Annotated in this window: 25 protein-coding genes; 12 read left to right on the top strand and 13 right to left on the bottom strand. The window is 63.9% G+C overall.

All coding sequences use genetic code 11. The features are described from left to right. Positions 1-104 precede the first annotated feature (104 nt). The 6 genes from EPL00_RS15520 to eif1A form a co-directional block, all read right to left on the bottom strand. Positions 105-782 carry a hypothetical protein gene (locus EPL00_RS15520; protein WP_135853520.1) on the bottom strand — a complete coding sequence of 226 codons (678 nt, stop codon included), beginning with the start codon at positions 780-782 and terminating at the stop codon, positions 105-107. Positions 783-1,156: 374 nt separating this feature from the next. Continuing rightward, positions 1,157-1,705 (bottom strand): KH domain-containing protein, encoded by a 549-nt coding sequence (locus EPL00_RS15515; RefSeq protein WP_135853521.1) that lies wholly within the window; start codon positions 1,703-1,705, stop codon positions 1,157-1,159. Between the two features lie 161 nt (positions 1,706-1,866). After that, positions 1,867-3,045 (bottom strand): tryptophan--tRNA ligase, encoded by a 1,179-nt coding sequence (locus EPL00_RS15510; RefSeq protein WP_135853522.1) that lies wholly within the window; start codon positions 3,043-3,045, stop codon positions 1,867-1,869. A gap of 198 nt (positions 3,046-3,243) precedes the next feature. Continuing rightward, positions 3,244-4,113, bottom strand: coding sequence for a serine/threonine-protein kinase Rio1 (rio1, locus tag EPL00_RS15505; RefSeq protein ID WP_135853523.1), 870 nt, complete (start codon positions 4,111-4,113; stop codon positions 3,244-3,246). 77 nt (positions 4,114-4,190) lie between these two features. Then, entirely contained in the window at positions 4,191-4,856 is a 666-nt protein-coding gene (locus EPL00_RS15500; RefSeq protein ID WP_135853524.1) for a nitroreductase family protein, read from the bottom strand. A 302-nt stretch (positions 4,857-5,158) separates the two neighbouring features. Beyond that, positions 5,159-5,449 carry a translation initiation factor eIF-1A gene (gene eif1A, locus EPL00_RS15495; RefSeq protein ID WP_135824748.1) on the bottom strand — a complete coding sequence of 97 codons (291 nt, stop codon included), beginning with the start codon at positions 5,447-5,449 and terminating at the stop codon, positions 5,159-5,161. Between the two features lie 98 nt (positions 5,450-5,547). On the opposite strand from eif1A, the gene EPL00_RS15490 reads away from it, so the two are divergent. Continuing rightward, entirely contained in the window at positions 5,548-5,763 is a 216-nt protein-coding gene (locus EPL00_RS15490; protein ID WP_135853525.1) for a DUF7470 family protein, read from the top strand. 146 nt (positions 5,764-5,909) lie between these two features. Then, on the top strand, positions 5,910-6,179 hold the full coding sequence (locus EPL00_RS15485) for a DUF7571 family protein (RefSeq protein WP_135853526.1): 270 nt from the start codon (positions 5,910-5,912) through the stop codon (positions 6,177-6,179). A 123-nt stretch (positions 6,180-6,302) separates the two neighbouring features. Here the strand turns inward: EPL00_RS15485 and EPL00_RS15480 are convergent, their stop codons facing one another. From EPL00_RS15480 to rnz, 5 genes are all read right to left on the bottom strand, one after another. Next, entirely contained in the window at positions 6,303-7,283 is a 981-nt protein-coding gene (locus EPL00_RS15480; protein WP_135853527.1) for a tyrosine--tRNA ligase, read from the bottom strand. A 113-nt stretch (positions 7,284-7,396) separates the two neighbouring features. Beyond that, a complete protein-coding gene (locus tag EPL00_RS15475; RefSeq protein WP_135853528.1) occupies positions 7,397-9,406 on the bottom strand; it encodes a DUF460 domain-containing protein in 2,010 nt (669 codons plus the stop codon). Positions 9,407-9,516: 110 nt separating this feature from the next. Continuing rightward, entirely contained in the window at positions 9,517-11,613 is a 2,097-nt protein-coding gene (locus tag EPL00_RS15470; RefSeq protein ID WP_135853529.1) for a bifunctional metallophosphatase/5'-nucleotidase, read from the bottom strand. A gap of 133 nt (positions 11,614-11,746) precedes the next feature. Continuing rightward, positions 11,747-12,376 carry a PKD domain-containing protein gene (locus tag EPL00_RS15465; protein ID WP_135853530.1) on the bottom strand — a complete coding sequence of 210 codons (630 nt, stop codon included), beginning with the start codon at positions 12,374-12,376 and terminating at the stop codon, positions 11,747-11,749. 179 nt (positions 12,377-12,555) lie between these two features. Then, positions 12,556-13,482, bottom strand: coding sequence for a ribonuclease Z (rnz, locus tag EPL00_RS15460; protein ID WP_135853531.1), 927 nt, complete (start codon positions 13,480-13,482; stop codon positions 12,556-12,558). A gap of 224 nt (positions 13,483-13,706) precedes the next feature. On the opposite strand from rnz, the gene EPL00_RS15455 reads away from it, so the two are divergent. The 5 genes from EPL00_RS15455 to EPL00_RS15435 all read left to right on the top strand — a co-directional run bounded on the left by EPL00_RS15455 (position 13,707) and on the right by EPL00_RS15435 (position 19,010). Continuing rightward, complete coding sequence (locus EPL00_RS15455; RefSeq protein WP_135853532.1) at positions 13,707-15,590, top strand: DUF7282 domain-containing protein; 1,884 nt, start codon at positions 13,707-13,709, stop codon at positions 15,588-15,590. Positions 15,591-15,812: 222 nt separating this feature from the next. Then, on the top strand, positions 15,813-16,829 hold the full coding sequence (locus EPL00_RS15450; protein ID WP_135853533.1) for an AAA family ATPase: 1,017 nt from the start codon (positions 15,813-15,815) through the stop codon (positions 16,827-16,829). Between the two features lie 114 nt (positions 16,830-16,943). Further along, a complete protein-coding gene (locus EPL00_RS15445) occupies positions 16,944-17,840 on the top strand; it encodes a GAF domain-containing protein (RefSeq protein WP_135853534.1) in 897 nt (298 codons plus the stop codon). Then, on the top strand, positions 17,837-18,490 hold the full coding sequence (locus tag EPL00_RS15440; RefSeq protein ID WP_135853535.1) for a DUF7504 family protein: 654 nt from the start codon (positions 17,837-17,839) through the stop codon (positions 18,488-18,490). The genes EPL00_RS15445 and EPL00_RS15440 overlap by 4 nt, the downstream gene beginning before the upstream one ends. Positions 18,491-18,572: 82 nt before the next feature. Continuing rightward, positions 18,573-19,010, top strand: coding sequence for an acyl-CoA thioesterase (locus EPL00_RS15435; RefSeq protein WP_135853536.1), 438 nt, complete (start codon positions 18,573-18,575; stop codon positions 19,008-19,010). Position 19,011: 1 nt separating this feature from the next. Here the strand turns inward: EPL00_RS15435 and EPL00_RS15430 are convergent, their stop codons facing one another. Beyond that, positions 19,012-20,046 carry a methyltransferase domain-containing protein gene (locus tag EPL00_RS15430; RefSeq protein WP_135853852.1) on the bottom strand — a complete coding sequence of 345 codons (1,035 nt, stop codon included), beginning with the start codon at positions 20,044-20,046 and terminating at the stop codon, positions 19,012-19,014. A 149-nt stretch (positions 20,047-20,195) separates the two neighbouring features. Between EPL00_RS15430 and EPL00_RS15425 the strand changes: the two genes are divergently transcribed. From EPL00_RS15425 to EPL00_RS15415, 3 genes are all read left to right on the top strand, one after another. Beyond that, positions 20,196-20,756 (top strand): TATA-box-binding protein, encoded by a 561-nt coding sequence (locus tag EPL00_RS15425; RefSeq protein WP_115797963.1) that lies wholly within the window; start codon positions 20,196-20,198, stop codon positions 20,754-20,756. Positions 20,757-20,918: 162 nt separating this feature from the next. Then, on the top strand, positions 20,919-21,641 hold the full coding sequence (locus EPL00_RS15420) for a hypothetical protein (RefSeq protein WP_135853537.1): 723 nt from the start codon (positions 20,919-20,921) through the stop codon (positions 21,639-21,641). Positions 21,642-21,757: 116 nt separating this feature from the next. Continuing rightward, positions 21,758-22,102 (top strand): DUF7473 family protein, encoded by a 345-nt coding sequence (locus EPL00_RS15415; RefSeq protein ID WP_135853538.1) that lies wholly within the window; start codon positions 21,758-21,760, stop codon positions 22,100-22,102. 27 nt (positions 22,103-22,129) lie between these two features. Here the strand turns inward: EPL00_RS15415 and hisG are convergent, their stop codons facing one another. After that, the gene (hisG, locus tag EPL00_RS15410; protein ID WP_135853539.1) at positions 22,130-22,996 is read right to left on the bottom strand and encodes an ATP phosphoribosyltransferase; all 867 of its coding nucleotides are present in this window, start codon (positions 22,994-22,996) and stop codon (positions 22,130-22,132) included. A 136-nt stretch (positions 22,997-23,132) separates the two neighbouring features. Here hisG and EPL00_RS15405 point away from each other — a divergent pair, with 136 nt between their 5' ends. Continuing rightward, a complete protein-coding gene (locus tag EPL00_RS15405; protein ID WP_135853540.1) occupies positions 23,133-24,197 on the top strand; it encodes a phosphotransferase family protein in 1,065 nt (354 codons plus the stop codon). 405 nt (positions 24,198-24,602) lie between these two features. Beyond that, on the top strand, positions 24,603-25,478 hold the full coding sequence (locus EPL00_RS15400; RefSeq protein WP_135853541.1) for a SagB/ThcOx family dehydrogenase: 876 nt from the start codon (positions 24,603-24,605) through the stop codon (positions 25,476-25,478). Positions 25,479-25,517: the final 39 nt, after the last annotated feature.

Raw genomic sequence — 25,517 nt, 5'->3', positions numbered from 1 at the left:
TGGGCATTTTTATACCACTTGAGGAAGAACCCGTTAGGATTGGTCCATAATTCGTTAGCTCGCAAACTACTAAAATATAATAAACTACCGTAGAATAGAATAAATTAACAACAGCCGAGTTTGACCCACTGACAGTCACTCACCCAACAGTTTGGACAGTCCACTTTCTCTTCGTCTCTGGACCAATTGTCGTATCCACAACAGGCTACGCAAGTCGTACACCAACGGAATCCTGAACACTCTTCGGTCGGATTTACTGCACTGTTAGTGCTGACGTTCTTGATCTCTTCGCCCTCGAATTGATTTCCGTAATGGAACGTCTTAGTACTGCCATCCTGCTGGTAAAGAGTAGCTTTGGGTTCGTAATCGGAGAGGGGAAGGTTGATTTCTAGTCTATCGCCGTTAACTTCCTTGTGAAAGTTCAACTGTTCAAGTTCTCCGTTTACTCGTAGCTTGGTGACTCCACCTCGACTAGAATCGTCCGCTAACCGCTGAGCAGGAAACTCATCGATTGATTGCTCACTGAGATGTCCTTTGGAAACCAGCTTCTTAAACAGTGGGGAACCAATTACGTCGTCTAGTTTTTGAAGAGCGTCATCAACGTCAACGTCCATAGTCTCGACCGTAGTAGTACTCCGTTCGTTTTTTGTAGCATCTTCTGCCGATGCTATGCCCCCGAAGCCAACTGCAGTGCTGAGTCCAACTCCTACGCTTTGTAGGACACTTCGACGCTTTGGTGATGACTGTGCGAGTTTCTCGGTGCTATCTGAATTTCCTGTCATCTACACATATAGATATATTCTTAGAAGCATTAAATTTTTCTATTTATATAAAATTAATTAGAATTAGAATCGAAAGTGTTAATAAAGAATACATTTAGTTGTTACTATGGACCTAACATCTAACTATATAAAAGACTGGAGAAATTGGATGAAATTAGGGGTCGGGATGTTTACTACCGCAATGTTTACTGTCTTGATGGGGGATTCAGTCCCTCACACATTCTTAGGGTATCCAACTTCAAAAGCGTTGAAATCGATAGTCCAAATAGGATTCTACACTTCGATAATTTTCTTTTTGATTTCCTTTATGTTTTTAGCCCGACACCAGAGCCAACATCGAACGTGAATTCGGATTTTTAAGATGTTGAGATTAATTAGCCGGGGAACTGGTGGAACTCCATCCCCTCGCGCTTCATCTCGTTGCGCTTGCGTTCGAGGAACGAGTAAACCGACCCGTGGGGCGCACCGTCGAGAATCATCTCGGCGGCGCTCCGAACCACGTCGACCTGTTTGGGACTGCCGATGACGCCCATCGTGGTGCCGTAGATGACGACGCTCGCGCCGGTCAACTCCTCCATGAGTTCGCGAGTCCGGCCGTTCTCGCCGATGAGCCGACCCTTCTGGCGTTCGAGGTCGTTCTTGTTCCGGGCGGCGGCGTCGATGTCGATGATGTCGAACATCATCATGTCGTCGTCGAGCAGGGTGAGCGCCTCCTCGGGCGCGAAGCCGCGACCGATGGCCTTCACGATTTCCGGGCCTTTGAGACCGCGAATCGGGTCGCCGGTCTTCTCGACTTCGACCTTCCCGTTCTCGGAGTCGATGTCGAGTCGCACCTCCGCGCGACTCTCGATTTCGCGCATCGTCTCACCTCCTTCGCCGATGAGAACACCGATTCGGTCCTGCGGAATCTTCACGTGTTGCATGCGAATACGTACTCGCTCCGGGTGTTTTAAGTCTTCGTCCCTGTGTCAGCGATTCCGCGATTCTGCGATTCCGCGATTCCGGTCGGGATGGATGCACCGCCGTAGCGACGATTCCGATGCCGTCCCCGAAAGCCCTCGGTCGCCGCGAGACGAGTCGGCGGTCAGCCGAACTGCCCGACGCCCGCCGGTAGTGCGCGCTCGCGCTCGTCGTCGGTCAGTCGGTACTTCGTCAACTCGGCGTCGAGGTCCCCGATTCGCTCGCGGCGCTCTCGATGTGCGTCGAGGAGGGCCGCGATTTTCTCGGCGGCGTAGCTCTTGAGGTCGCCGCTGAGGAGGTCGCCCGCCCGATAGTCCCGAGCGAGTCGGTCGAGGGTGGCGTCGTCCTCCTCGAAAAAGAACGCTAGTAGTTGGTAGGCAACGTCCTCGTCGGGGTCGCCGCCGTGTTCGCGGTGGGCGTCGAGGCTCGACCGCCCGCCCGAGTAGGCGTGAGTCCGGACCTTCTCCGCGACCGTCTCGCGGTCGTCGGTGAGGTAGATGGCCGGGGCGTCGTCCGAACTGCTCATCTTGCCCGGCCCGTCGAGCGTCGGTAGGAACTTGCTCAGGAGGGCCGCGGGCTTGTCCACGTCGAACTCCGCTTTCCCGGCAACGTCTCGCGCGAGGCGGACGTGCGGGTCTTGGTCGGCCGCGATGGGGACGAGGCTGGCGTGTCGCCCGTGGACCAGTTGGGGCAAGAGCAAGTGCGCAATCTGGACCGTGGGGTAGAACGACTGGCCCACGTTGTCGGGTCGGCCGTAGGTCGCCTCCATCGTGGACTGGGTGAGGTGCTTGCCGAACTGAACCGCGAGCGGATAGACCACGTCCGCGTCCGCGGTGTCCACGACGATGCGAGTGCGCTCGGGGTCGAACCCGACCGCCAGTAGGTCCCGCAGGTTCTCGCGGGCGTACTCGCCGATTTCGGCCAGCGAGAGGTCCTTCCCGAAGTACTTCTCGTCGTCCGACAGCGGAATATAGACGTGCGCACCCGTCTGCTCTTGGAGGTGTTTGGCGTGGTAGAAGTGCATCGCGTGGCCGATGTGCATCGGTCCCGAGGGACCGACGCCGGTCACGAGCGAGACGGTCTCGCCCGACTCGGCCGCCGTGAGGAACCGGTCTACGTCCCGGCCCGCGTAGAACACCTTCCGGCGGACCATCGGGTGCGGGTCGGGGAACCGGTCGATTTGCTCGTCGGTCAGTTCGTCCGCGCCGAAGCGGTCGCAGAGTTCTCGGTAGTCGATGTCGCCCTCGACTGAATCGGGCGTGACGGTGAAGTCGGACTGCTGATCTGTCGAATCTGTTGGCATGTGTCTGAATCGGTGGCTGGCGCTCGGAAGTCGATGCGCGAAAAAGCGAGTGAGCGCCGCCACCTCCGACGCCCGGTGAAGGCCGGTGCGTCCTCGGTTACGACACTGTCCGCTCTCCGGGCGACTGCCAGCGCCAAGTCGAGAGAGCGGACCTCATCACGTCCACGTAGCGAGGCCCGTCGTATTAGCGTTTCGCCGTCACTTGTCGGGGTCCGAATTCTCGTGAATCCAGTCTTCCAACTCGTCGCCGCGAACGTCCATCCCCTGTCGCTGGAAGAACGAGGCGACGTTGGCGCAGTCCCGCGTCAGGAACTCGCCGCTGTTGGGGTGGTGAATCGTGACTGCTTGCCCGAGGTCGATGATGACGAGTTCGCCGTCGTGGACGATGATGTTGTACTCGCTCAAATCGCCGTGGACGAGTCCCACGTCGTAGAGCCGTCGCATGTACTCGCGGACGACCTCGAAGGCTGTCTCGGGGTTTTCGAGGTGGGCGTCGTCGAGCGTCGGCGCGCGCTCGCCGTCGCTCCCCAGAAACTCCATGACGAGGACGTTGCGCTGGACCGCGATGGGGTCGGGGACGCGAACCCCCGCCTTCTGGGCGCGCTTGAGGTTGGCGAACTCCTTGCGCGTCCACGCGAGGACGACCCGCTTTTTGTTACCCGATAGCTCCTCGAACCGCGGGTCGCCCACGAGGTAGTCGCGCATGTCCCGGAAGTCCGAGGCGTTGATGCGGTAAACCTTCACCGCGACTTCCTTTCCGTCGGCCTTCTCGCCGCCGAGCGCCGAGTAGACGTTCGCCTCCTTTCCCGACGAGATGGGACCGCCGAACGCCTGCACGTAGCCGTCTTGGACCAGCTTGTAGAGGGCGGCCAGCGTGGCATCGTCGAACACCGACTGCTCGACTTTGAACTGCTCGGTGTTCTTCAATCGCTCGCGGAACTCGTTGAACTCCCGGTCACGTCGGCGAGCGATTTCGTCGGCTTCGGTGTCGGATACGTCTATCTCTTCCCACTCGTCGCCGACGCCTTCCACGTTGTCGGGTTCGAGCAGGCTGTACTCCTCGGACATCTACACCGTCCTAGCGCGTCCAGCGGTAAAAGGGTGGGTTTTCGGGGAGTCTCCGGGTTCGCCCCTCGTCGGCGGCTTCAGTAGCTCTCGCGGTGGAGAATCTCGTCTACGTCTCGTCGCGGGAGTCGCTCGGGTTCGTCGCCGCCGCTCGGTCCGATAGCGATCAGCATCACGGGCACCTTGTCCTCGGGCGCGTCGAGGAGGTCGCTTACTCCCGCGTGGTCGAAGCCGATCATCGGCGTCGCGGTCAGCCCCCGCGCGTGCGCGGAGAGGAGAATGTTCTCCGCGGCCAGACTGGCGTTCCGGATGCCGTAGTCCCGGCCCATGCGCTCGTCGTCGTACATGCCCACGGCCGTCGCCTTGGTCTCGTCGGCGGCCTCCTCGTCCATCCGACCGGCGTCGGCCCACTGCTGGAACACCTCGTCGGCCGTCTCGGGTTCGGTGTGGCCGAGGACCAGAATCGCGGTCCCGGCCTCCTTGATGTGTTCCTGCCCGTAGGCCAGTTCGACTATCTCGTCCAGCGTCTCGTCGTCCTGCACGGCGACGAACTCCCACGGCTGGAGGTTGTACGACGAGGGCGCGAGCGCGGCGTCTCGAATCACCGCTTCGAGCGTCTCGTCGTCCAGTTGCTCGTCGGCGTCGAAGTTGTGACCCGACCGCCGGGACCGGATGGCCTCGATGGCGGCCGGAAGCTCCTCGTCGTGCGCTACCTCTAGTTCGTCGGTTGCTTGCTGAGAGGACACGTCGAACGATACGGGATACGTATTTATTGCACACTCGCAAGCCCGCGTTCTTGCCTATTGGGGTCTGGTGTGCTTGTGCAGACGTAACCACCCGAAGTCCGTGTTACTTGGTGGTCAAAAAATACAACTTTTTCTGTCGTAGAGTGACGCGGTCGAAGACGCCAGTCGGAGCTACCCCGTGATAGCTATCTACCGCGGGTGAACGACGGGAGGGAGTGACGAAGTGTTTTAGCCGAGAGTCTGCAAGCGAGGAGCCGCCCGAATCCTCAACTCGCGCGCGACGACTCTGAAAACGGTCGTCGCTACTGGATGTGGCCTTCTTCGCGGAGCTGGTCGGCTTCCTGCTTGTCGTAGCGCCACTTGATGTCGGCCTTCTCGTCCTGCCAGTCCCACGGCTCGACCAGCACCACGTCGTCCTCTCGAATCCAGATGCGTTTCTGCATCTTGCCCGGAATCCGAGCGGTGCGCTCGGTCCCGTCGGCGCATCGTACTTTCACGCGGTTCGCTCCGAGCATGTTCGTGACGGTGGCGAAGACCTCGTCGTCGTCGGGCATGCGGAGGTTCTTCCGCCGTCCGCCGTCGTTATCGCTCATATTTTCGATTTGGAGGCGGGGAGGTTTAAATCCGCCGTCGTCGCTCGTCCGTCGCCGGAGCAAGGGTGTTTAAGTCCCGCCCGGACTCACCCCGTCGTATGCTCGACAAACTCGGAGCGAAAGGCATCGTCGGGGTGTTGCTTCTCCTCGGGGGTATCGCGGTCATCGCCCTCCAGAATCTCGTCATCGCGGCCGGAATCGGTCTCGTCGTCCTCGGGTTCGTCCTGACGGCGTGGGGTCTCGTCTCCGGCCTCATGGCGAGTTTCGGTCTCGGCGGGATGATGGGCGGCGGCGGTGGCGGCGGCTTCCAGTAGACTCGAAGCGGAATCGAACTGGACCGTTCTTTCGACGCTCTTTGGACGGATGAAAATCACCGACAGCGGACAGAAATGTACTCCGTCCGTCACGCTCTCGGCGGTAACTATTTGTGGGGTGGTCTCATGGACCAACACGCATCGCTATGAAACCGTGCCAACGCTGTCAGGCGGTCATCGACGAGTACATCTTGGACAAACAACTCGAACCCCTGCGCGACCTCACAGTAGACGACTTCAACGTCTGTGCGGACTGTGTGACCATCGTTGCGGATGCGTGCGTGAAGTGCGACGGCGCGGTGTACGTCCCCAAAACCGACTCCGACGTTCCAGACTACTGCCCGGCGTGTCGAGCCGACATCATCGAGCGCACCGGCCGCGACCCCGGTTGGCATCGCGATACGGTGTCACCCTGACCGGTCAGCTCCCTCGACCGGCCGACTCCTCGACTGGCCAGTCCGCCCGGTGCCGACCGACCGCAACGTCCGACGCGGCGGTTCCGACCGGGTGCGGACGACGTTTCTCACGACGACCGACGCTTACTCCGCTAACTCCCGCAACTTCTCGCGGCCCGGCGCGACCAACTCGTCCAAGTACTTCGCCAGCGCGCCCTTGGCGTCGGCGGGGTGGAGTTCGCCGCTTTCGAGGTCGTCGGCCAGCGTCTCGTAGTCGTCGTACTCCAAATTCCCGCCGTACTCGTCCGGACGCTCCACGACGACCGTCTCGAAGCGCGGGAAGACGTGGTACTGGAAGATTTCCAGCACCGGATTTTCGAGGTCGCCCTCGGGGTCGCGGGTCGGCGGGCAGAACGCCGAGTTGACCTTCTCCTCGATGTCCTCGGTGGAGTCCTCCATCGAGATGGTGACGCCCGAACTGCTGGACATCTTGCCCTCGCCGGAGCCGAGGTCCGCGAGGATGGGCGTGTGCAGGCAGGGCCGGGCCTCGTAGCCGATTTCGGGTAGCTCCTCGCGCATCAGCATGTGGACCTTGCGCTGGTCGAGTCCACCCACCGCGAGGTCCAAGTCGAGATACTCGATGTCCAGCGCCTGCATCAGCGGGTAGACGACGTGGCTGACCTTCGCGGTCTCGTCGCCCTGAATCTCGGCCATCGCGCGCTGGGCGCGGTTCAGCGTCGTGTCCAACTCCAGTTTGTGCAGGTCGAGAACGTAGTCGTCGTCCAACTGGTACTCCGAGCCGTAGACGAACTCGGTCTGCTCGTCGTCCAGTCCGTACGCGAGGAACTGCTTGCGCATCTTCTCGGCGGTCGCTTCGATCTCCTCGAAGCTCCCCTTCCCGTTGAGGTAGGCGTGAACGTCCGCCAGCAGGATGACGACCTCCATGCCCGCGTCCTGCAGGTCGATGAGCTTGTTCGCCGTGAGCATGTGCCCGATGTGGAGGACTCCCGACGGCTCGTAGCCGACGTAGACGCGCTTGCCTTCGGGGTCCTCGGCGAGCGCTTCGACCTCCTCGTCGGTCACGACCTCCTCGACGTTCCGCGAAATCAACTCGTAGGCGTCCATACGCGGTCAGTGTTCCGCGCGGTGCTTTAGCGTTCCGGGACCGTGCCAACGGCTCGGGCGTACGTCGGCGGTTCTCGCGGTATTTATCTACATAGAAAAACTCGAAATTTGTGTCACGGACTCTGCCCGCTGGCTTCCGACGACCCGGCGTCGTACTTCCTATCCGCGCGGTGTTCGCTGATGAGGCGGTCCAACTGCTCGGCCTTCTGCTCCTTGCGGCGGTCTTCGGCGCGCTCCTCCCAGTCCTCGATGACAGTTTCGACCTCGCTCTCGCGGGTGACGGCCAGTTCGTCTACCTCCTGAATGGTCACGTCGTCGGCCGGGCCGACCGGAATCTCGTTCTCGAAGAGGACTCGGTCGGCCACGTCCGAGAGGCCGCCCTCGCCGGTCAGGACGACTTTCGGCTCTACCTCGGCGAGTCGCTCGGCGGTCGAGCGCCCTGCGCCCGAGGAGTCCCGGAGATACACCACGTCGCCCGTGGCCAACCCGAACCGGTCGTGAGCGTCGGCGATGGCGTCTTTGGTGAACTTCGAGACGGGTTTGACGGGCGTCAGCCCCGCTTTCTTTTCGGACACGTCGCTGAAGTTCGAGTGGTCGAGCTTCCAGAGTTCCTTGAGTCGCGCGAGTTTGCCCTCCAACTCGTCGATGCGGTCGTCTCGCTCGTCGAGTTGTCGCTCCAGCCTGCTGTTCTCGCGTTCGAGTCGGGAGACCTCCCGGCGCTCGCGGACCTCCTTTCGCTCCTCGCTTCTAGCGGCTTCGAGGTCGCCTTTCAGTTGCCCGATTCGGCCCTCCTTGCTCTCGATGGTGTCGTTTAGCTCCTCGACGTGGGCTTCGAGGCGTTCGACCTGCGACTCCAACTGCTTGATGCGCTTCTCGTCGTCGGTCAACTCGCGCTCGGTGTGTTCGGTCTCCTCGTCGTCGGGTTCGTCGTCGTCGGAGAGGGCGGCCAGTGCGGTCTCCACCGAGTCCTCGCCCGCGACGACGCGAGCGGTGACTTCGCCGCGGTCCATCCGAGGAGGCACCTTCTCGGCGATGCGGTCGAACTGGTCCTCGTGGTCGTCGAAGGCGTAGAGTGCGGCCGCCATCGCGTCGCGCTCGTGGTCGTTGTCGTAGTCGAACTCGCGGGTCCGGTGTTGCTTCTCGTCTACCGGCAGGTCCGAGTTCGGAATCCACCCCTCGGCGTCGAAGCTCCGGCGAATCTTCTCGACGGTCTCGGGCATCGGTTCCACGTCGGCGGCGATTACGACCGGTCGCCCGCGCTCGATTATCCACTCGATGACCTCGGCGGTGTCGGCGGTCCGGGTACTCAGCACGTCCAGTAGGTTCCCGTCCAAGTCCGCCACCGCGACGGCGGTGGTCGTGCCGGGGTCGATGCCGACCAGCACGTGGTCGCGGCGCTTGGCCAGCGGTTCGAACTCGATGCCGTCCCGGCGGACGCGCTCGACCTCGACTCGCACGTCGCCGGACCGTTGGTTCGAGACCGGTATCTCCTCGGGGCGGCCCTCGACCTCGAAGACGGCGTTCGAGAACCCGCCGTACTTCTCGGTCGCGTCGCGCTCGTAGTCGAGGCCCGCGGCGTCTAGCTCGCTCTCGACTTCGCGCGTCTTGGTCTTGACCGAGCCGTGGATGCGCCGGGTGTATCGGTCCTCGCTCCAGCCGCCCTTGCCGGTCGAGCGCCCCCGAGAGACCTTGATTTCGGTGGTGTTGGTGAAGGCAGAGACCTCGTAGCCGACGTTTCCGGCCGCGAGTCGCGCGGCGGCCTCGGCCTCCTTCATCGGCTCCTTCCCGTACGGCACGCCGTGACGCGAAGCGACTCTGGAGAGGGGTTCGGGGCGCTCGGCCCCCGTCACCTGCACGAGTCGGGTCCCGTCGGGCAACTCCCGGAGGAAGTGGACCAGTGCGTCCTTGTCGGCGGCCAACTCGTACATGTTGTCGGTCGCCACGAACGCGGGCTCCTCGCGGTCCACGAGGCGGCGGAGCTTGCGGTGTGACACCACGTCGCGGTCGATGTTCTCGCCATCGAACGCGACGAGTGCGTAGGAAGGTGCGTCGCCGCGAACATCCCCGCTCTGGATGTCCACGCCGAAGACGAGCGTGTCGAGGGCACTCGTGCGGGCGTTCACGCCGAGTCGTAGGCGTCGGGCGGATATAAATCCGACGCGGGTGGCTCTGGCCGTCTCGCGTGCAAGAGAAAAAAGCGAATCTTCGATTGTGAGTGCGCCGTCGTCGGGGGTCAGTCGCGGCGGTGCGCGAGGAGTGCGGCCGCGACGAGCGCGACGACTGCGATGGCGGGAGTGAAGCCGGGGATGTCGCCGGACGTTTCGTCCGCGGTCGTCGTCTCGGTCTCGTCGCCGACCGCCTTCTCGGTCGTCTCCGCGGTGGTTTCGGTGGTCTCGTCACCGGTCGTCGTCTCGGTTCGAGTAGCGGTCTCGGTCGTGGTCTCGGCTCCGACCTCGCTGGCCGCGACCTGCGCGTTCAGCACCGAGTTCTCGAAGTAGACGCGCTGGTAGGCCGAGGTGTTGTAATCGCCGTAGATGTGGACCGGGTCGCCCGCCGAGAGTTCCCGGAGGTCGGCGACGCCGAACGTGGCCGTCACGGTGCCGTTCGACAGCGACACCGAGTCGGCGGCGAGACGGTCGCCCGCGTCGCCAGTGGTCGCGTAGAGGTCGCTCACGTTCTGAATGCCGTTGGGCGCGGCGAGTTCGACCGTCGCGGTCCCGTCGGTCACGCTCACCGACTCCGTCTCGACTTCGGCGTCCACGCGCCGGATGCGGTTCTCGCCGGTCGGCGATACCGGACCGTTCTGCTGGACGTACTCCAGCAGGGCCGTGCCGTAGAGCATGTGTGACTCGCTGGTCACGGTCGCGTTCTGGAGCGGCGAGCCGTCCCATCCCGCCATGTAGGAGTTGACGGTGACGTTGTAGGTCGTCTCCTCGTCCAGCGGTTCGCCGCCGACCCACGCGTCACGGATTTGGTCGTCGGTGTCGTTGTGGCCGACCCACTCGTAGGTGACGCCGCTGACCTGTAGCTTGGCCTCGGCACCGTACTGCTGGCCCTCGTCGCTTTCGAGGGTGACTATCTGGCTGGCGAGGACCTCTTCGAGTTCCGCGCCGGTCAGTTCGACGGTGACGAGCGTGTTCTGGAACGGAAGCATGTTGTACACGTCGCCGACCGTGAGATTACCGGGACCGTAGACGCTGTTCGAGCGAATGCCGCCCGCGTTAGTGATGGCGACCTCTGCACCGGTCTGAGCGCGGAAGGAGTCGCCGACGAGGTTGCCCAAGGCGGTCTCGTCGTGGTAGTTCGAGGAGAACCGCGCGTCGAGTTCGACCTCCGTCTCCCCGGCGACCTCCGAGAGTTCGTCTTTCCGCGCGTCGGTGACGATGGAGGCGGCCGTCTCGTTCTTCGAGACGTTCTCGGTCACGTCGAGGAGCCGACCGTTCCACGAGGTCACGTCGCCGTCCTCGACGGTCAGGTTGAGTTCCGCGACGTGTTCCGCGCGGGCCTCGGCCTCCATGATGACCGCGCCGCCGGTCTCTGCGGGCGGGTACTCCCGTTCGTCGTCGCCGACCACGATGGCGTCGACGTTCTCGGTCGTGTTAGCGAGGGTCTTGGCCACGGGGACGCCGAGGTGCGCCGAGGCGACGACCACGTCCACGTTCTCCTCGTCTTTGAGCATCGTGGCGTACTCGCTCGCGGTCTCGGAGTAGTTTTCGAGTTCGTAGCCTTGCTTCTCGAAGTCAACCGCGGTCTTGGACTTGATTTTCTCGTCAGCCACGCCGACGATGCCGACTTTCACGCCCTGTCGCTCGACGACCGTGTAGGGCGTCGCGCCGGGAATCGGCTCGCCGGTCTCCGAGTCAACGACGTTGGCCATCAGCCACGGGAACTCCGAGGCGTTGCTGAAGTTCCCCACGGCGTCGAACCCGTAGTCGAGGTCGTGGTTTCCGATGCTCTCGGCGGCCGGGTCGATGACGTTGAGTACCTCGACCGGCGTCCGCCACTGACTGAGCGGCGAGAGCGAGTGGGGACTCACTTCGTCACCGCCGCCGACCACGACCGTCGGGTTGTCGTGGGCGGCCCGGCGCTGGTTCAGGAGCGTGACCATCCGCGGCAGGGTGGCGTTCTCGGCCGCCGCGGTCTGCACGTCGTTGTACGACAGGATAGTCACTGTCGTTGCAGACGAGTTGTTCGTCGGGGCCTGCGCCGCGGCCGGTGCGGGTGCGGACCCGGTTTGACTGTGCGAGTCGGACGTACTCGCCGCGACGGGCGACACCGCGCCCGAGACGACGAGACAGAGAATCAGTAACAGCGATACGAACGTTCGCATGCGTGAGTTTGGTCGGGGAAATAAGAGATAAAACTAGCTATTTTCGATTATTAGTTAAAGTGTCTCACGGTTGCCTCCCGAACGATTCGGACAGGAAATCCGGATACCTGACCGGACGAGTTCGGAGACCCCGTCAGACGCCGATTTTCACGTCGTCGAGCGCACGGTCGTCCTCGTAGTCGCTGGCCGCGATGATGGAGACGGTGTAGACGCCGCGCTCGGAGAACTGGTACTCGATGGTCTGGCCCCACTTGTCGCTGGAGACGAAGTTCCCGTCGGCGTCTTGGATGCCCCAACTGTACTGCTCGTAATCGCTGTTGGGGTCGTAGCCCTTGGCCTCGAAGGTGACGACTTCGCCCTCGTCGGGGTTCTCGTTGCTCGGGACGATTTCCACCTTCTCGTCCACCGTAATCTCGGTCTGGGCGGTCGTTCGCGCGGCGTCGTAGTCGCTGGCCGCGATGACCGAAATCGTATAGGTGTCCGCCGCCTCGAAGGTGAAGTCGATGGTCTCGCCCCACTTGTCGCTAGAGATGAAGTTTCCGTTGGAGTCCTGAATCCCCCAACTGTACTGCTCGTAGTCGCTGTTGGGTTCGAAGTTCGCGGCCTCGAACGTCACGTTATCCCCGGTCGCCGGAGTCTCGTCGCTCGCCACGATGTCCACGGTGGTCTCGGCCGCCGCGGTGCCCGCCATCGCCGACCCCGCGATGACGCCGCCGGTCAGTCGGAGCGCGTTTCGCCGAGTAAAGTTCGAGCTTTCGGACATTGCAATTTAATCTGAAGTCTGGTGTATTAAATTTCTATCTATTCACGTCGGTTTAGCGGGTCGGTGACAAGAGACAACGACGGAACGCGATGATGGAAACGAACGACGGTATCGGGTGGCAAAAGACAACTGACGGTATCGGACACCAAAACCGGCGTCGCGTGGCCCGAGGAGAACGCCTACTCGTCGGGGTACGGCACGTCCAGCGTCTCGCCGTCGTCGGGGACGAACGCCTCGCCGTCGAAGACCTCGCGTGCCTCCGCGAGGTGGGCGGACACGTCGCCCGCGTAGCGCGAGGAGACGTGGGTCAGCGCGAGGCGCTCGGCGTTCGCTCGACTTGCGATTTCTCCGGCCTGTCGCGCGGTCGAGTGGGCGGTGTCGGCGGCGCGGTCGGCCCGGTCGTCGGCGAACGTCGCGTCGTGGACGAGCAGGTCGGCGTCGGCCGCGATTTCGGCGACCGTGGCGCTCGGCCGGGTGTCGCCCGTGTAGACGAACCGGCGGCCGGGCCGGGGGTCGCCGACCACTTGGTCGGGTTCGACGGTGGTCCCGTCGTCCAACTCGACGGCGTTGCCCTCGTGGAGTCGCGAGAACTTCGGGCCGACCGGGACGCCCAACTCCTCGGCCTTCCCGCGGTCGAACCGGCCCTTGCGGTCGTCCTCTATCAGCGCGTAGCCCAGCGAGTTGGTGTCGTGGTCGGTCCGGAACGTCCGGACCTCGTAGTCGTCGCGCCGGACCGCGGCCTCGTCGGGACCGACGCCGTAGACGTGGACCGGGAACGACGGCCGGTTGTCGGCGGCGCGGACGAGTTGGTCTATTTCCTTCTCGGTACCGGCGGGCGCGTAGATGGTCAGGGCCTCCTCACGGTCGTTGAAGTCGAGCGTCTGAATCAGGCCGGGAATCCCCAGCACGTGGTCGCCGTGGAGGTGCGTAACGAAGATTTCGGAAATAGTGAATCCGGTTCCGTAGCGCATCATCTGGCGCTGGGTCCCCTCGCCAGCGTCGAACAACAGCCTGTCGCCCTCCCGGTTGACCAGCACCGAACTCGGGTTTCGCTCTGTCGTCGGCACTGCCCCGCCGGTTCCGAGAAAGGTCACGCGCATCGACATCCTCGGTGACACTCGGAGAGCGGCCGGGAAAGCGCCTTCGAAATCCCGAAAGAAGTACGCCCCGTTACCGTCGGAGAAACAGCGGGTTACGACCCGAAACGGAATCCGACGAGGCGCGGATAGTCCGGGCCTAAACCGCCGTATCTACCTGTTACGCCCGTGAACGGTCGCGCCCGTTTATTCGCGGTCTCACCGTCGCTTATTCTGCCGATTGGGGGTTACAAATGACACGTGACACAAAGACACTTAGCGCCGTCTTCATGGCGGTGTTGCTGGTACTGGCGAGCGGGACGGCCGTATCGCTCGCCGTGACGGAGAGTCCGACAGATGCAGGGACGAACGCCGTGGGGGTTCAGGAGACGACTACCGCCGCGGACGGCGAGGAGACGACCGTCGCAGACGACGAGCAGACGACCCGTGAGGCCGACGCACCGGCCGACGGTGAAGCGAGCGTGACGTTCGACGAGCAGGAGAGCGACGGCGAGCAGGTCGTCGTCGAGTCGGCGACCCTGCCGGAAGGCGGGTTTATCGCCATCCACGACTCGTCGGTCGCCGAGGCACCGCTGTCGAGCGTCCTCGGCAACTCGGTGTACCTCGAACCGGGCACTCACGAAGACGTGACTATCACGCTCGCCCGGCCCATCACCGAGAGCCAGACGCTCGTCGCGATGCCGCACTTCGACACGAACGACAACGAGGTCTACGACTTCGTCCTCTCGACCGGCGAGGTTGACGGTCCGTACACCGTGGACAACGAGATTCTCATCGACCAAGGCAACGTGACGGTCGCAGAGGAGACGACCACGACGACCGAGGAGGAAGCCGAAGAGACCACGACCGAGATGGTCGAGGAGACCACGACTGAAGCGGAAGACGCCGAAGAGACGACAACTGAAGACGAAGTGGTCGAGGAGACCACGACCGAGATGGTCGAGGAGACCACGACCGAGGAAGACGGTGCAGAAGTCGGCGAGACGACGACGGTGGCCGAAGAGCCGCCCGCCGACATGCAGCAGTTCGTCTTCAAGATAGAGCAGATGAACATCGACCGCTGGTCCTTCGTCGTCGGGGACGAGGAGACGCCCGACCGGACCGAGCGAGTCGGCAACCTCACCATCTCCGACCGCCGGGTCACCATCAACCTGAGCGAACTCCTCCGGCAGGGGTCGATGGCCCAGCAGGAGGCCGGTCAGGTGACGACGGTGAGTCCCGAGCAGGCCGAGGAGATGATAGAGGAGAACCTCTCGCAGGACATCCAGACCGTCCGCTACATCATCGAGAACGTCAACGTCGAGAACGTGACGTTCGTCGTCACGGCTCCCGAGGACATCGAGATGCCCGAACCGCCGATGACGACCACGACGGCGGAACCCGAGGAGACGACCACCGAGGAAGTGGTCGAGGAGACGACTACCGAAGAAGAAGTCGAGGAGACCACGACTGAAGAGGTAGTCGAAGAGACGACTACCGAAGAAGAGGTCGAAGAGACCACCACCACCGAAGAAGACGGTGAGGTGGTCGAGGAGACCACGACCGAAGAGGTAGTCGAAGAGACGACTACCGAAGAAGAGGTCGAAGAGACCACGACAACCGAAGAAGTAGTCGAAGAGACCACGACCGAAGAAGTGGTCGAAGAGACGACTACCGAAGAAGAGGTCGAGGAAACCACGACCGAAGAAGTAGTCGAGGAAACCACGACGACTGAAGAAGAGGTCGAAGAGACTACGACCACCGAAGAGACCACTGCGGCCGAGGTCAACTCCTTCGAGGTCTCGGAACTCGACGCGCCCGATAGCGCGACGACCGGCGACACCATCACGGTGAGCGCCACGGTCAGCAACCCCAACGACCAGCAGGCGACCCAAGAGGTCGCGTTCCGGTTGGAGGGGACGGTCGTCGCTCGCCAGAGCGTCACGCTCGACGCGGGTGAGCAGACCACCGCCGAGTTCGAGATAGACACCGAAGGCGTGCCCGCGGGTCAGTACATCCACGGCGTGTACACCCGCAACTTCGGCGAACTCGGAGTCATCGTGCTGGAGGACCCGAGCGCCGAGACGACCACCACCGCCGCCGACGCCGGTAACGAGACGACCACCGCCGCCGCGTAGTCTCGGTCCCGACGCTCCGGCCCGAATGAATCACTTTTTACCTGCCACTTCTCCGGTAGAGAAATACGCGCCGTTCCAAGAGAAACGAAAACACGGGAGACGTATCTGTGAATATCCCGACGAGCGTCGGTGTCCGGACGCACTCCTCCGCGCCGCACTCGTTCGCAGTCCGACCGTTCGGGACCGACCGATTCTTACCGACCCGCGCCCTACCGACCGTTAATGGACGCGCCGCTGTGGACCGAACGCTACGCCCCCGACCTCGCCGACCTTCCCCAAGCGGAGGTTCGGGACTACCTCCAGAAGGCCGTCGAGGAGCCCATCAACCTCGTCATCCACGGCCCGGCCGGAGCGGGCAAGACCGCGGCAGTGCGGGCGCTGGCCCGCGAGGCCCACGCCGACCCGGACAACGACCTCGTGGAGATCAACGTCGCGGACTTCTTCGGGATGACGAAGAAGGAAATCGCCAACGACCCGCGGTTCGCGTCGTTCATCGACAGCAAGCGCCGCCGCAACTCGTCGAAGGCCGACCTCATCAACCACGTCCTCAAGGAGTCGGCGAGTTACTCGCCGGTCTCGGGGACGTACAAGACCGTCGTGCTGGACAACGCCGAGGCCATCCGCGAGGACTTCCAGCAGGCCCTGCGCCGGGTGATGGAGCGCCACCACGAGGCGACCCAGTTCGTCGTCACGACGCGCCAACCGACCAAACTCATCCCGCCCATCAAGTCCCGCTGTTTCCCCGTGGCCATGCGCGCGCCGAGCGTCCCGGAAATCGTGGCCGTACTGGAGAGCATCGTGGAGGCCGAAGGCATCGAGTACGACGAGAACGGTCTGGAATACGTCGCGGGCTACGCCAGCGGCGACCTCCGAAAGGCCATCCTGAGCGCCCAGACCACCGCCCAGCAGGAGGGCGAGGTGACGATGAACGCCGCCTACGAGGTCTTGGGCGACGTGGGCGTCGCGGCCGAAATCGAGTCGATGTTGGACGCCGCAGAGGCGGGCGACTTTTCGGACGCCCGCAAGACCTTGGACGACCTCCTCGTGGACGAGGGGTACAGCGGCGAGGAGGTCCTCGGAGAGATTCTCGACGTGGCTCACTCGGGCCGCTACTCCGGCGACGAACTCGCGGAGTTGACGCGTCTCGCGGGCGAGATAGACGCAGACCTCGCCGAGGGCGCGAACGACCGGGTCCACATCGGCCACTTGCTGGCCGAACTCGGCGCTGGCGAGGCGTAACGACGCCCCCGGTTTATGAAATTTAATTTATAATAACATGCTGTTTTCACTGTAACTATCGGGACTGATAATCGGACCAAACAATTACAGTAGCCGAAGCCAAGACGTATTTGGATGGTAGCACATACAGTTCTTTGCGTCGATACCGAAGATGAAGTCGGCGAACTCGCCGACGCCCTCGAAGACGACCCGGACCTCGACCCGGTGACGCGAACCTCCGTCGCCGACGCCGCGGCGTTCCTCGAAACCGAGTCGGTCGCCTGCGTCGTGACCGAGTACGACCTGCCCGACGGGACCGGACTGGACGTGGTCGGGACGATTCGAGAGCGAGCGCCCCAGACGCCCTGCGTTCTCTTTACCGACGTGAGTCCTGCCGACATCGACACGAGTTCCTTCGAAAACGACATCGTGGAGTATCTGAACCGCGACCTGCCCGACGCCGCCGACCGCCTCGGCTTCGTCGTGGACGACGTTATCGCCCACAGCGCGCAGGTCGGGTTCCTCGTCCCCGACAACGAGGAGTCCCGACTCGACGCGCTGGAGGCCTACGACGTGGACGAACTCCCAATCGAGGAGAGTTTCGACCGACTGACCGACCTCATCGCCAGTCACTTCGACGCTGCCGTCGCGTTCATCGGACTCATCGAGCGCGACGAGGAGAACTTCCTCGCCTGCACCGGTGCCGACTGGGACTCGCTCACTCGCGAAGACACGATTTGCACCCACAGCATGCTCCAAGAAGACGTTATGGTAGTCGAAGACATCGACGAAGACAAGCGGTTCGCGGAGAACCAACAGCTCCGTGACCTCGGCATCGTCTCCTACGCCGGAGCGAACATGACGACCCCCGAGGGCGAGACCATCGGACAGGTCTGTCTCATCGACCACGAGCGCCGCGAGTACGACGCCGACCAGCGCGCCGAACTCCAGCAGTTCGCCGAGACCGCGATGGAGATTCTGGAACTCCGCCAGTCACTCCTCGACGCGCAGAAGACGGAGGTCGAAGCATGAGCCTCTCGGAGACTCCCGACTTCGAGGTCCCCGACCTCTCGATGGACCCCATCGAGGAGGGAACCTCCATCCTGCTGACCGGCGACGACGCCGACGCGCTCGAAACCGTCTTCTACCGGCTGATGAGTCCGACGCCCGACGAGAGCGCGCTCGTGCTGGCGACCGATTCGAAGGGCCGCGCGGTCAACCGCGCGTTAGACGACGCCGCACCCGGCGCGAGCGACCGCGCGACAGTCCTGACCTGCGAGGGACCGGACGCGGGCGAGAACGTCTCGTCGGTGGACGACATCGGCGACCTAACCGGTCTCGGGATGCAGTTCTCGTCGCTGGTCGCCGAGACCCAGACGACCGCGCCCCGCCTCCGCGCTGGCATCCTGCTCTGTTCGAGCATCTGCCGGGAGATAGAGGACACCCGGTCGGTGTTCCGGTTCCTCAACTCGAACCTCCTCAGCCAACTCCGGCGCAACGAGGCCATCGGCGTCTGCGCGCTCGACACCAGCGTCGATGTTGGAACGAACACCAAGAGCCTCGTCGCCGGGATGAAGACCTCCTTCTCGGCGAGCATCGAGGTCGAGTCCACCGGTGCGGGGAGCGCGACCCTGCACGTCTCGGGCCTCGGCGACGACGAGAGCATCGACGTGTCGCTCTAATCGCCGCGCCGACCGACTTTCGGCGACCCCGTCGTAGATTTTCGACCGACGTTTCTTCTGCGCTCCCCGCGAAGTCACTGTCATGCCCACGCTCTCGGAGACCCACATCCGGAACCGCTACCGCGTCCAACCGAACGACGCGAACAACTACGAGACGCTCCACGGCGGCGAGTTGATGAAGTGGATGGACGAGTTGGGGGCGATGTCCGCGATGCGCTTCGCTGGCGAGACCTGCGTCACCGCGGGCGTCGAGGACATCTCGTTTCACCGGCCGGTCCCGGTCGGCGACATCGCGCTCGTGGAGGCGTACGTCTACGACGCCGGGACGACCAGCGTGACGGTCCGAATTCGGGCACAGCGCGAGGACCCCCGGACCGGCGACACCGAGCGCACGACCGGTTCGTCGTTCACCTTCGTCGCGCTCGGCGAGGAGGGCACCCCGGTCCCGGTCCCCGAACTCACCGTCGAGACGGACGAAGAACGCGACCTGCGCGAGGCGGCCCGCGAGGCCGAGACCTGACTCATTCGTCGCCGAACGAGTCGGCCTCGCCCGGCGTCACGTCGGGCGTCTCGTCGTCGGCCAGCACCACGATATGCCGGACCAGCGAGCGATGCACTCGCCGGTCGAACTCGTCTTCGACCGTCCAGCCGACCGCGCGGGCCTCCTCGGCCCACGACCGGTCGCCGACGACGACCGCCCTGCTTGCGACCCGCCGGGCCTCCGCGAGCGCGCCCGCCACGAGGTCGTCCAAGTCGAGGTTGGCTATCTTCGACTGTCGGCCGTAGGGCGCGTCGAAGACCACGGCGTCCACCGAGTCGTCCGCGAGCGGCAGGTGGGTCGCGTCGCCCTGTAGGGTCGCCCAGTCGCCAGTCGCTCGCTCGTCGGCCGCAAAGCAGTGGCGCAGATTCTCGGCCGCACCGCGAGCCATCTTGCGCTGGGCGTCCGCCCCGAGGAGCGACGCGCCGACCAGTCCGGCTTCGATGAGGACGCCGCCGGTGCCACACATCGGGTCCAACACGGTCGCGTCCGGCCGGGCACCGGCGAGGTTGACCAGCGCGCGGGCCAGCAAGGGGTCCATCCCGCCGGGTTGGAAGAAGGGTCTGTCGGTCGGCTTCCGGGTGCCGAAGTCCCGAATACTCTCGGTTTCGAGCCAGCCGAGCAAGCAGGTGTCGTCGGCGAACAGCGCCCGAAGCTCGTGGTCGGGGTCGTTCAAGTCCACCGCGAACCCGCGGTCGGTCAGCACGCCACCGAGGACTCGCTCGGCGCTCTGAGTGTCGATTTCGGCCGTCTCGCGCACGTCGCGGGCGCGGACCGCGACGGTCCCTTCGCGGTCGATTCCGGCCGCGTCGAGGAGTGCCCGAGCGGACGCGACGCCCGCGTCGGTTCGCCCGACCAGTTCGCTGGCGCGGTGGGTGTAGGCCAGCGTCTCCACGCGGTCGGTAATCGCGGTCGCGGTGGCGAGTCCGGGCGCGACGACTTCGACGCCGGTCGCGGCGCTCGCCGCTTCCGCGGCCGCGAATCGGTCGTCCTCCCCGCCGAGTTCGAGCGCGTACACGGTGTACCGGACTCGTCGGTGGCTCTTTTGGGTTTCGTCTGCGGGCCGAGTCGCGTCGCCGGACCCCTGAAAGCATAAAAACCCGTTCGTCACTTGTCAGCCGGGAGTACCAACCTTTATAAACCTTAAATACGACATTTAAGTCGCACATGACCGACCCAAAGGAGACCATCAACATTGAAAACGTGGTCGCCTCCACCGGTATCGGGCAGGAACTCGACCTGCAGAGCGTGGCGATGGACCTCGAGGGGGCCGACTACGACCCGGAGCAGTTCCCCGGTCTCGTCTACCGGACCCAGAACCCCAAGTCCGCGGCGCTCATCTTCCGGTCTGGCAAAATCGTCTGTACTGGTGCGAAGAGTACGGCCGACGTACACGAAAGCCTCGAAATCGTCTTCGACAAGCTCCGAGAACTCCAAATCGACGTGAACGAGGACCCCGAAATCGTCGTCCAGAACATCGTCACGTCCGCGGACCTCGGCCGAAATCTCAACCTCAACGCCATCGCTATCGGTCTCGGACTGGAGAACATCGAGTACGAACCCGAGCAGTTCCCCGGTCTCGTCTACCGACTCGACGAACCCGAAGTGGTCGCGCTCCTGTTCGGCTCCGGCAAACTCGTCATCACCGGCGGCAAGAAACCCGAAGACGCGGAGCAGGCGGTCGATAAGATCGTCTCGCGCCTCGAAGAACTCGGCCTGCTGGAGTAAGTCCGCGTTCGGCACTCGGCGACTCCTTCTTTCCCAGCACGGGACTCTCGACGACGCGACGACTCGCCAGTCTGTATCGCGACGGACCACGCCACCGACTATTTATTCTAGATATACTGTACAAAAATTACTTATTTCATACTCGTAATAAATTACGATGCGATGTCCGACGAAAACGAGAAATTCGACCGACGTTCGGTGCTTCGAGGCATGGGAACCGCGGCGATGTCCGTCAGTTTCTTCGGCACCGCCACGGCGGCGTCCGCACGCGACGCCGACGCCGATGAGACCGACCCGTTCCACGACTTCGCGGCGGACGTTTCGACCGACGTGGACGACCCCACGAGGACCGAACTCGTGGGGCGGTACGCCGACGCCGAGTCGCTGAAAGCGGCGTTCCGCGACGATGCCGACCCGATTCTACAGACGCTCGCCGACGAGGGCGTCCTCGAATCCGCGACGCTCTCGGCGTTCGAGTTCGGCGAGGTCCGCGAGGAGGACCTCCTCGTGCCGACTGACGCCGCGAGCGGTGCTGGCGTCACGGCCATCGAACACGCCGACCGGGGCGTGTCGGCGCACCTGATGGCGACGACCGCCAGCGAGGACCACCGCGTGGCGCTCTACCGCCAGCCGGAACTCGACAACACCTACGCTAAGGTCGAGACCGACGACGGCGGCTTCTACGTCCACGACGTGGGCGACGGCGTCACCATCTCGGCCGACTGCGGATGGGAGCGAGTGTACTGTAGTAGCAGTATCTGCCAGACCGGCGACCCGCCGTCCTGCACCGAGCAACAGCGCTACTGCTGTTACGGCCCGAACTACGAGACCAAAGACTGCACGGACACCCGGTACGTCTGTTCCTGCACCTGCGACGACATCTGAGCGCTCCTCGGTCCGGCACCTCCGGTCCACCGGCCCGGTCCGGTAGTTCCCGTTCGGCGCTCTTTTCGACGCTTCGAACCGGCAGGCACAAACGACAGTCGCCGTAACGTCGAACTATGGCAGTTCCAGTCGTCGCGCTGGTCGGCACGTTCTTGCTGGCGGTGCTGTTCTACGGCATCACGGCCCACATCGCCGCCCGGTACGTCCTCGGAGACGTGCCGATAGTCCGCGCGTTCGCCGTCGGTCTGGTCCCGGCGGCCATCTCGTTCGCGTTGCAAGCCTACGGACCGCTGGTGGTCATCCTCGTCAGCGCCTCGGCGGACTTCTTCGCCATTCGGGGCATCTACCGCCTGCAACTCCGGACCGCCGGACTGGTCACACTGGTCCACTACACCGTGAGCGCGATTGCGGGAATCACGATTCTGAATATCGTTCGCCTGCTCTCGACCGCGCCAACCTGAAAAGAGAATCCGCTCTCCAGTCGCCGATTACTCGACCAATCGCTCGATCTCCGTCACCAGAATGCCGCTCGCTCCGACCGACTTCAGTTCGTTGATGGTCTCGAACACGTCGCGCTCGTTCACGACGGCGTGGACCGCGACGGTGCCGTCTTTCTCGCCACCGTCCTTGCTCTCGACGTTCATCACGGTCGGACCACCGAGTCCGGGAATTACGTCCCGGACCTCCGCGAGGCGCTCCTCGGGCGCGTTCATCATCAGGTAGCGCTTGCCGTCCGCCGAGAGGACGGATTGGAGCGCCATCACGACCTGCTGGACTTTCTCGTCGTCGGCCACGTCGTCACGGGCGAACAGGTAGACCGAACTCGACAGCACCTCGTCCACGACCGCGAGGCTGTTGACCTTCAGCGTCGTCCCGGTCGAGGTGATGTCGATGATGGCGTCGGCCATCTCGACGTGCGGAGTGAGTTCGGTCGCGCCGCTGACCTCCACGATGTCGGTCTCTACGTCCTGTTCCGCGAAGTACTGCTCGGCGACGTGGGGGAACTCGGTGGCGACGGTCTTGCCCGCCACGTCCGCGACCGACTGGATGTCGCCGTCTTCGGGGGCCGCGAGGACGAGTCGGCATCGGCCGAATTCGAGGTCCAGCATCTCCTCGACGTTGCCGGGGTCGGCCTCCCGAACTTGGTCCAACCCCGTGATGCCCACGTCGGCCGCGCCGTCGCTGACGTACTCGGGGATGTCCGCGGCGCGAGCGAACAGCAGGGTCACGTCGGGGTCCACCGTGTCGGCGTACAGTTTGCGGTCGGCACCGTCTACCGCGTGGAGTCCGGCGCTCTCTAACAGTTCCATCGCCGGGTCGTGGAGTCGGCCCTTGTTCGGGACGGCGATTCTCATACTGGCGGTGTTGGCGCTCTTGGGGGAACTACCTTTCGTCATCTCCGTCGTCCGGGTCGGTCCTCTTCGGAGTAGCCTGTGCCACCTCGAACCACACTACCGAAACGATTCTCACGGACGGAGCGGTAGCCGGGGTATGGACGAGATTCCCGAGGCGCGCGAGATTCCGGACGCGACGCTCCGAGAAGTGGTCCGGTCGGTCGAACCGGAGTGGGAACTCCGGGAGGCGGCCCCGGCCGAGCGAGGGTTCTGTTCGGTCTACCGCCTCTCGGTCGCCGACGACGAGGAGTCCCGCGAACTCTACCTGAAGGCCTCGCCCGACGGCCAAACGTGGGGGCTTCCCACCGAGGCCAGACTGCAGGCGGTCCTCCGCGAGAACACGTCGATTCCGGTTCCCGAAGTCCTCGGCGTCACCGACGACCACGACGAGCGGCCGACGCCGTACTACCTCATGCGCGCACTCCCCGGCGAGGAGGTCGCCTACGAACGGGTGGCTCGACTCGACGACGACGCCCTCGGCCGACTCGCGCGCGAGACCGGCGAGTACGTGGCGCAACTCCACGCGGTGCCAGCGGTCGAACGCTTCGGGCACGTCCGCCACGACGGTCCCGAACTGACCGACGAACCGCCCGGCGGCGACCCGGCGACCCTGACCGTCGGCGACCCCCGCGACGAGTGGCCGACCTACCTGCGCGAGTACGCTTCCCGCGAACTCGACCGCCACGCCGACTCGCGGTTCGCGGACCTGACGCCCGAACTGGAGCGGTGGGTCGAGTCGCGAATCGACGCCTTGGACGGCCCGTTCGACGCCGTGTTGGGGCGCAACGACCACGGACTCCACAACCTCCTGCTTGACCCCGAGACGGGCGACATCACTGCGATGGTCGACTGGGGGTACACGCTCGCGGTCCCGGCCGCCTTCGACTTCGAGTTCGCGGTCTACCTCTACAGCGGGGCCTTTCTCGCCGGTCTGCCCGAAGTATCGGATCGCCGTAATTTCGTCCGCGAGGAGATGCTGTCCGGCTACCGAGCGACAGACCCAGACCTCGCGGAGGCGGTCGCTCCCCCCGAACCGCTCTACGAGGCGCTGGCGATGGTCCGCATCATGAACGACTTCCACCATCTGGACCTGCCCGACGGCACCGAGTCCGCCGTGATGGACCGCATCGAGACCGACCTGCGGGACCTCCTCGACTGCTGACGGCGCGACCGTGTTCGGTCGGAGGGGCCGGAACTCGACGGCGTGCAGTTCGACGCAACACGAACTCGACCCCGAGATAATTTAACAACTCTCTACGCACCAAAAATTATATGGCAGTCGGTAACAATGTTCTCGATGGTTCACGATGGAACTCAACGTCAACGACTCCGACGAGACGACCGAGGAGATGAACGGCGGCTGTTCGTCCACCGGCCACCCCGGCGGCTACGTCTGCTCCGTAGACTTCCTCGTCCCGTGGCGCTAACGCCCGACTGACCTTTTTCCAGTACGGACGTGACCCGGTAGAAAAATCTTTGAGCCTCGGGTTCGACCATCGAGCGAGATGCACACCGACTCGTCAGGCCGTGGATGCGCCGACACACGCCCGGCAGGAGGGCGGTCGCGGTGAGACTCGACGACCTCCGGGAGGCGATGGTGGGCAAGCACGCGCCCGCGGAGCGACCGTTCGACCGCGAGACGTTCTTCGAGGAGTTCCGCCGCAAGGAGTTCGAGGACGGCGACGTTGCCGAACGGTTCCACGAGAACTCCCGGCTCACCCCGACCGCTCGCGAGAAACTGAACCGGTCGTCGTCGGTCTTCAGCGACGGCCCGGCCACCGAGGCCCACGCTCGCATCGCGCCCGACTACGCCGAGCGCGAGCGAATCGACCTGCCCGACCCCGACCTCTCGACCGACCGTGAGTTCGGCGAACTCCTCGCTCGGCGCGAGAGCGTCCGGTCGTTCTCGGGCGAAGCCGTCTCGCAGGCTACCCTGTCGAAGCTCCTGTGGTCGGCCTGCGGCGTCACCCGACAGGACCCGGAGTCGGGCAAGGAGTTCCGGACCCACCCCTCGGCGGGCGCGATGTTCCCCGTCGAGACCTACGTCGGTCTCCTCGACGGCGAGGACCTCGATGCCGGACTCTACTACTACCACCCCAGCGCCCACGCGCTCAGAGTCCTCCGAACCGGCGAGTCCGTCGCCGACGAACTCCGCGAGGCGTTCGCTGGCGACGCGATAGACGTGGCGAACGCCGGGGCCGTGGTCGCGCTGACCGGCGCGTTCTGGCGCTCGAAGGCGAAGTACGGTCCCCGCGGCTACCGGTACACCCTCTTGGAGGCGGGCCACGTCGCGCAGAACGTCTATCTGGCGTGTTCGGCGTTCGGTCTCGGGTGCGTCGGCGTCGGGGGGTTCTACGACGACGCGCTCAACGACGCGCTCGACGTGGATGGCGTCAACGAGGCGGCGACGTACGCGCTCGTCGTTGGAGACCCCGGTAGATAGCTTTTTTCCCTCGAATCCCGAGAAGACTACTTGATAAAC

The organism is Halorussus salinus, assembly GCF_004765815.2.
Taxonomy (GTDB): domain Archaea; phylum Halobacteriota; class Halobacteria; order Halobacteriales; family Haladaptataceae; genus Halorussus; species Halorussus salinus.
The sequence above is the reverse complement of the archived record's forward strand: the minus strand, read 5'-3'. Positions and strand labels throughout refer to the sequence as shown.

Coding starts and splice junctions, on each gene's coding strand:
- EPL00_RS15415 (WP_135853538.1), top strand. CDS start 21,758: ATGGCAGTTCCAGTCGTCGCGCTGGTCGGCACGTTCTTGCTGGCGGTG.
- EPL00_RS15420 (WP_135853537.1), top strand. CDS start 20,919: ATGTCCGACGAAAACGAGAAATTCGACCGACGTTCGGTGCTTCGAGGC.
- EPL00_RS15490 (WP_135853525.1), top strand. CDS start 5,548: ATGCTCGACAAACTCGGAGCGAAAGGCATCGTCGGGGTGTTGCTTCTC.
- EPL00_RS15470 (WP_135853529.1), bottom strand. CDS start 11,613: ATGCGAACGTTCGTATCGCTGTTACTGATTCTCTGTCTCGTCGTCTCG.
- EPL00_RS15405 (WP_135853540.1), top strand. CDS start 23,133: ATGGACGAGATTCCCGAGGCGCGCGAGATTCCGGACGCGACGCTCCGA.
- EPL00_RS15515 (WP_135853521.1), bottom strand. CDS start 1,705: ATGCAACACGTGAAGATTCCGCAGGACCGAATCGGTGTTCTCATCGGC.
- EPL00_RS15450 (WP_135853533.1), top strand. CDS start 15,813: ATGGACGCGCCGCTGTGGACCGAACGCTACGCCCCCGACCTCGCCGAC.
- EPL00_RS15425 (WP_115797963.1), top strand. CDS start 20,196: ATGACCGACCCAAAGGAGACCATCAACATTGAAAACGTGGTCGCCTCC.
- EPL00_RS15455 (WP_135853532.1), top strand. CDS start 13,707: ATGACACGTGACACAAAGACACTTAGCGCCGTCTTCATGGCGGTGTTG.
- EPL00_RS15445 (WP_135853534.1), top strand. CDS start 16,944: ATGGTAGCACATACAGTTCTTTGCGTCGATACCGAAGATGAAGTCGGC.
- EPL00_RS15485 (WP_135853526.1), top strand. CDS start 5,910: ATGAAACCGTGCCAACGCTGTCAGGCGGTCATCGACGAGTACATCTTG.
- hisG (WP_135853539.1), bottom strand. CDS start 22,996: ATGAGAATCGCCGTCCCGAACAAGGGCCGACTCCACGACCCGGCGATG.
- EPL00_RS15465 (WP_135853530.1), bottom strand. CDS start 12,376: ATGTCCGAAAGCTCGAACTTTACTCGGCGAAACGCGCTCCGACTGACC.
- EPL00_RS15480 (WP_135853527.1), bottom strand. CDS start 7,283: ATGGACGCCTACGAGTTGATTTCGCGGAACGTCGAGGAGGTCGTGACC.
- EPL00_RS15510 (WP_135853522.1), bottom strand. CDS start 3,045: ATGCCAACAGATTCGACAGATCAGCAGTCCGACTTCACCGTCACGCCC.
- EPL00_RS15520 (WP_135853520.1), bottom strand. CDS start 782: ATGACAGGAAATTCAGATAGCACCGAGAAACTCGCACAGTCATCACCA.
- EPL00_RS15440 (WP_135853535.1), top strand. CDS start 17,837: ATGAGCCTCTCGGAGACTCCCGACTTCGAGGTCCCCGACCTCTCGATG.
- rio1 (WP_135853523.1), bottom strand. CDS start 4,113: ATGTCCGAGGAGTACAGCCTGCTCGAACCCGACAACGTGGAAGGCGTC.
- EPL00_RS15435 (WP_135853536.1), top strand. CDS start 18,573: ATGCCCACGCTCTCGGAGACCCACATCCGGAACCGCTACCGCGTCCAA.
- eif1A (WP_135824748.1), bottom strand. CDS start 5,449: ATGAGCGATAACGACGGCGGACGGCGGAAGAACCTCCGCATGCCCGAC.
- rnz (WP_135853531.1), bottom strand. CDS start 13,482: ATGTCGATGCGCGTGACCTTTCTCGGAACCGGCGGGGCAGTGCCGACG.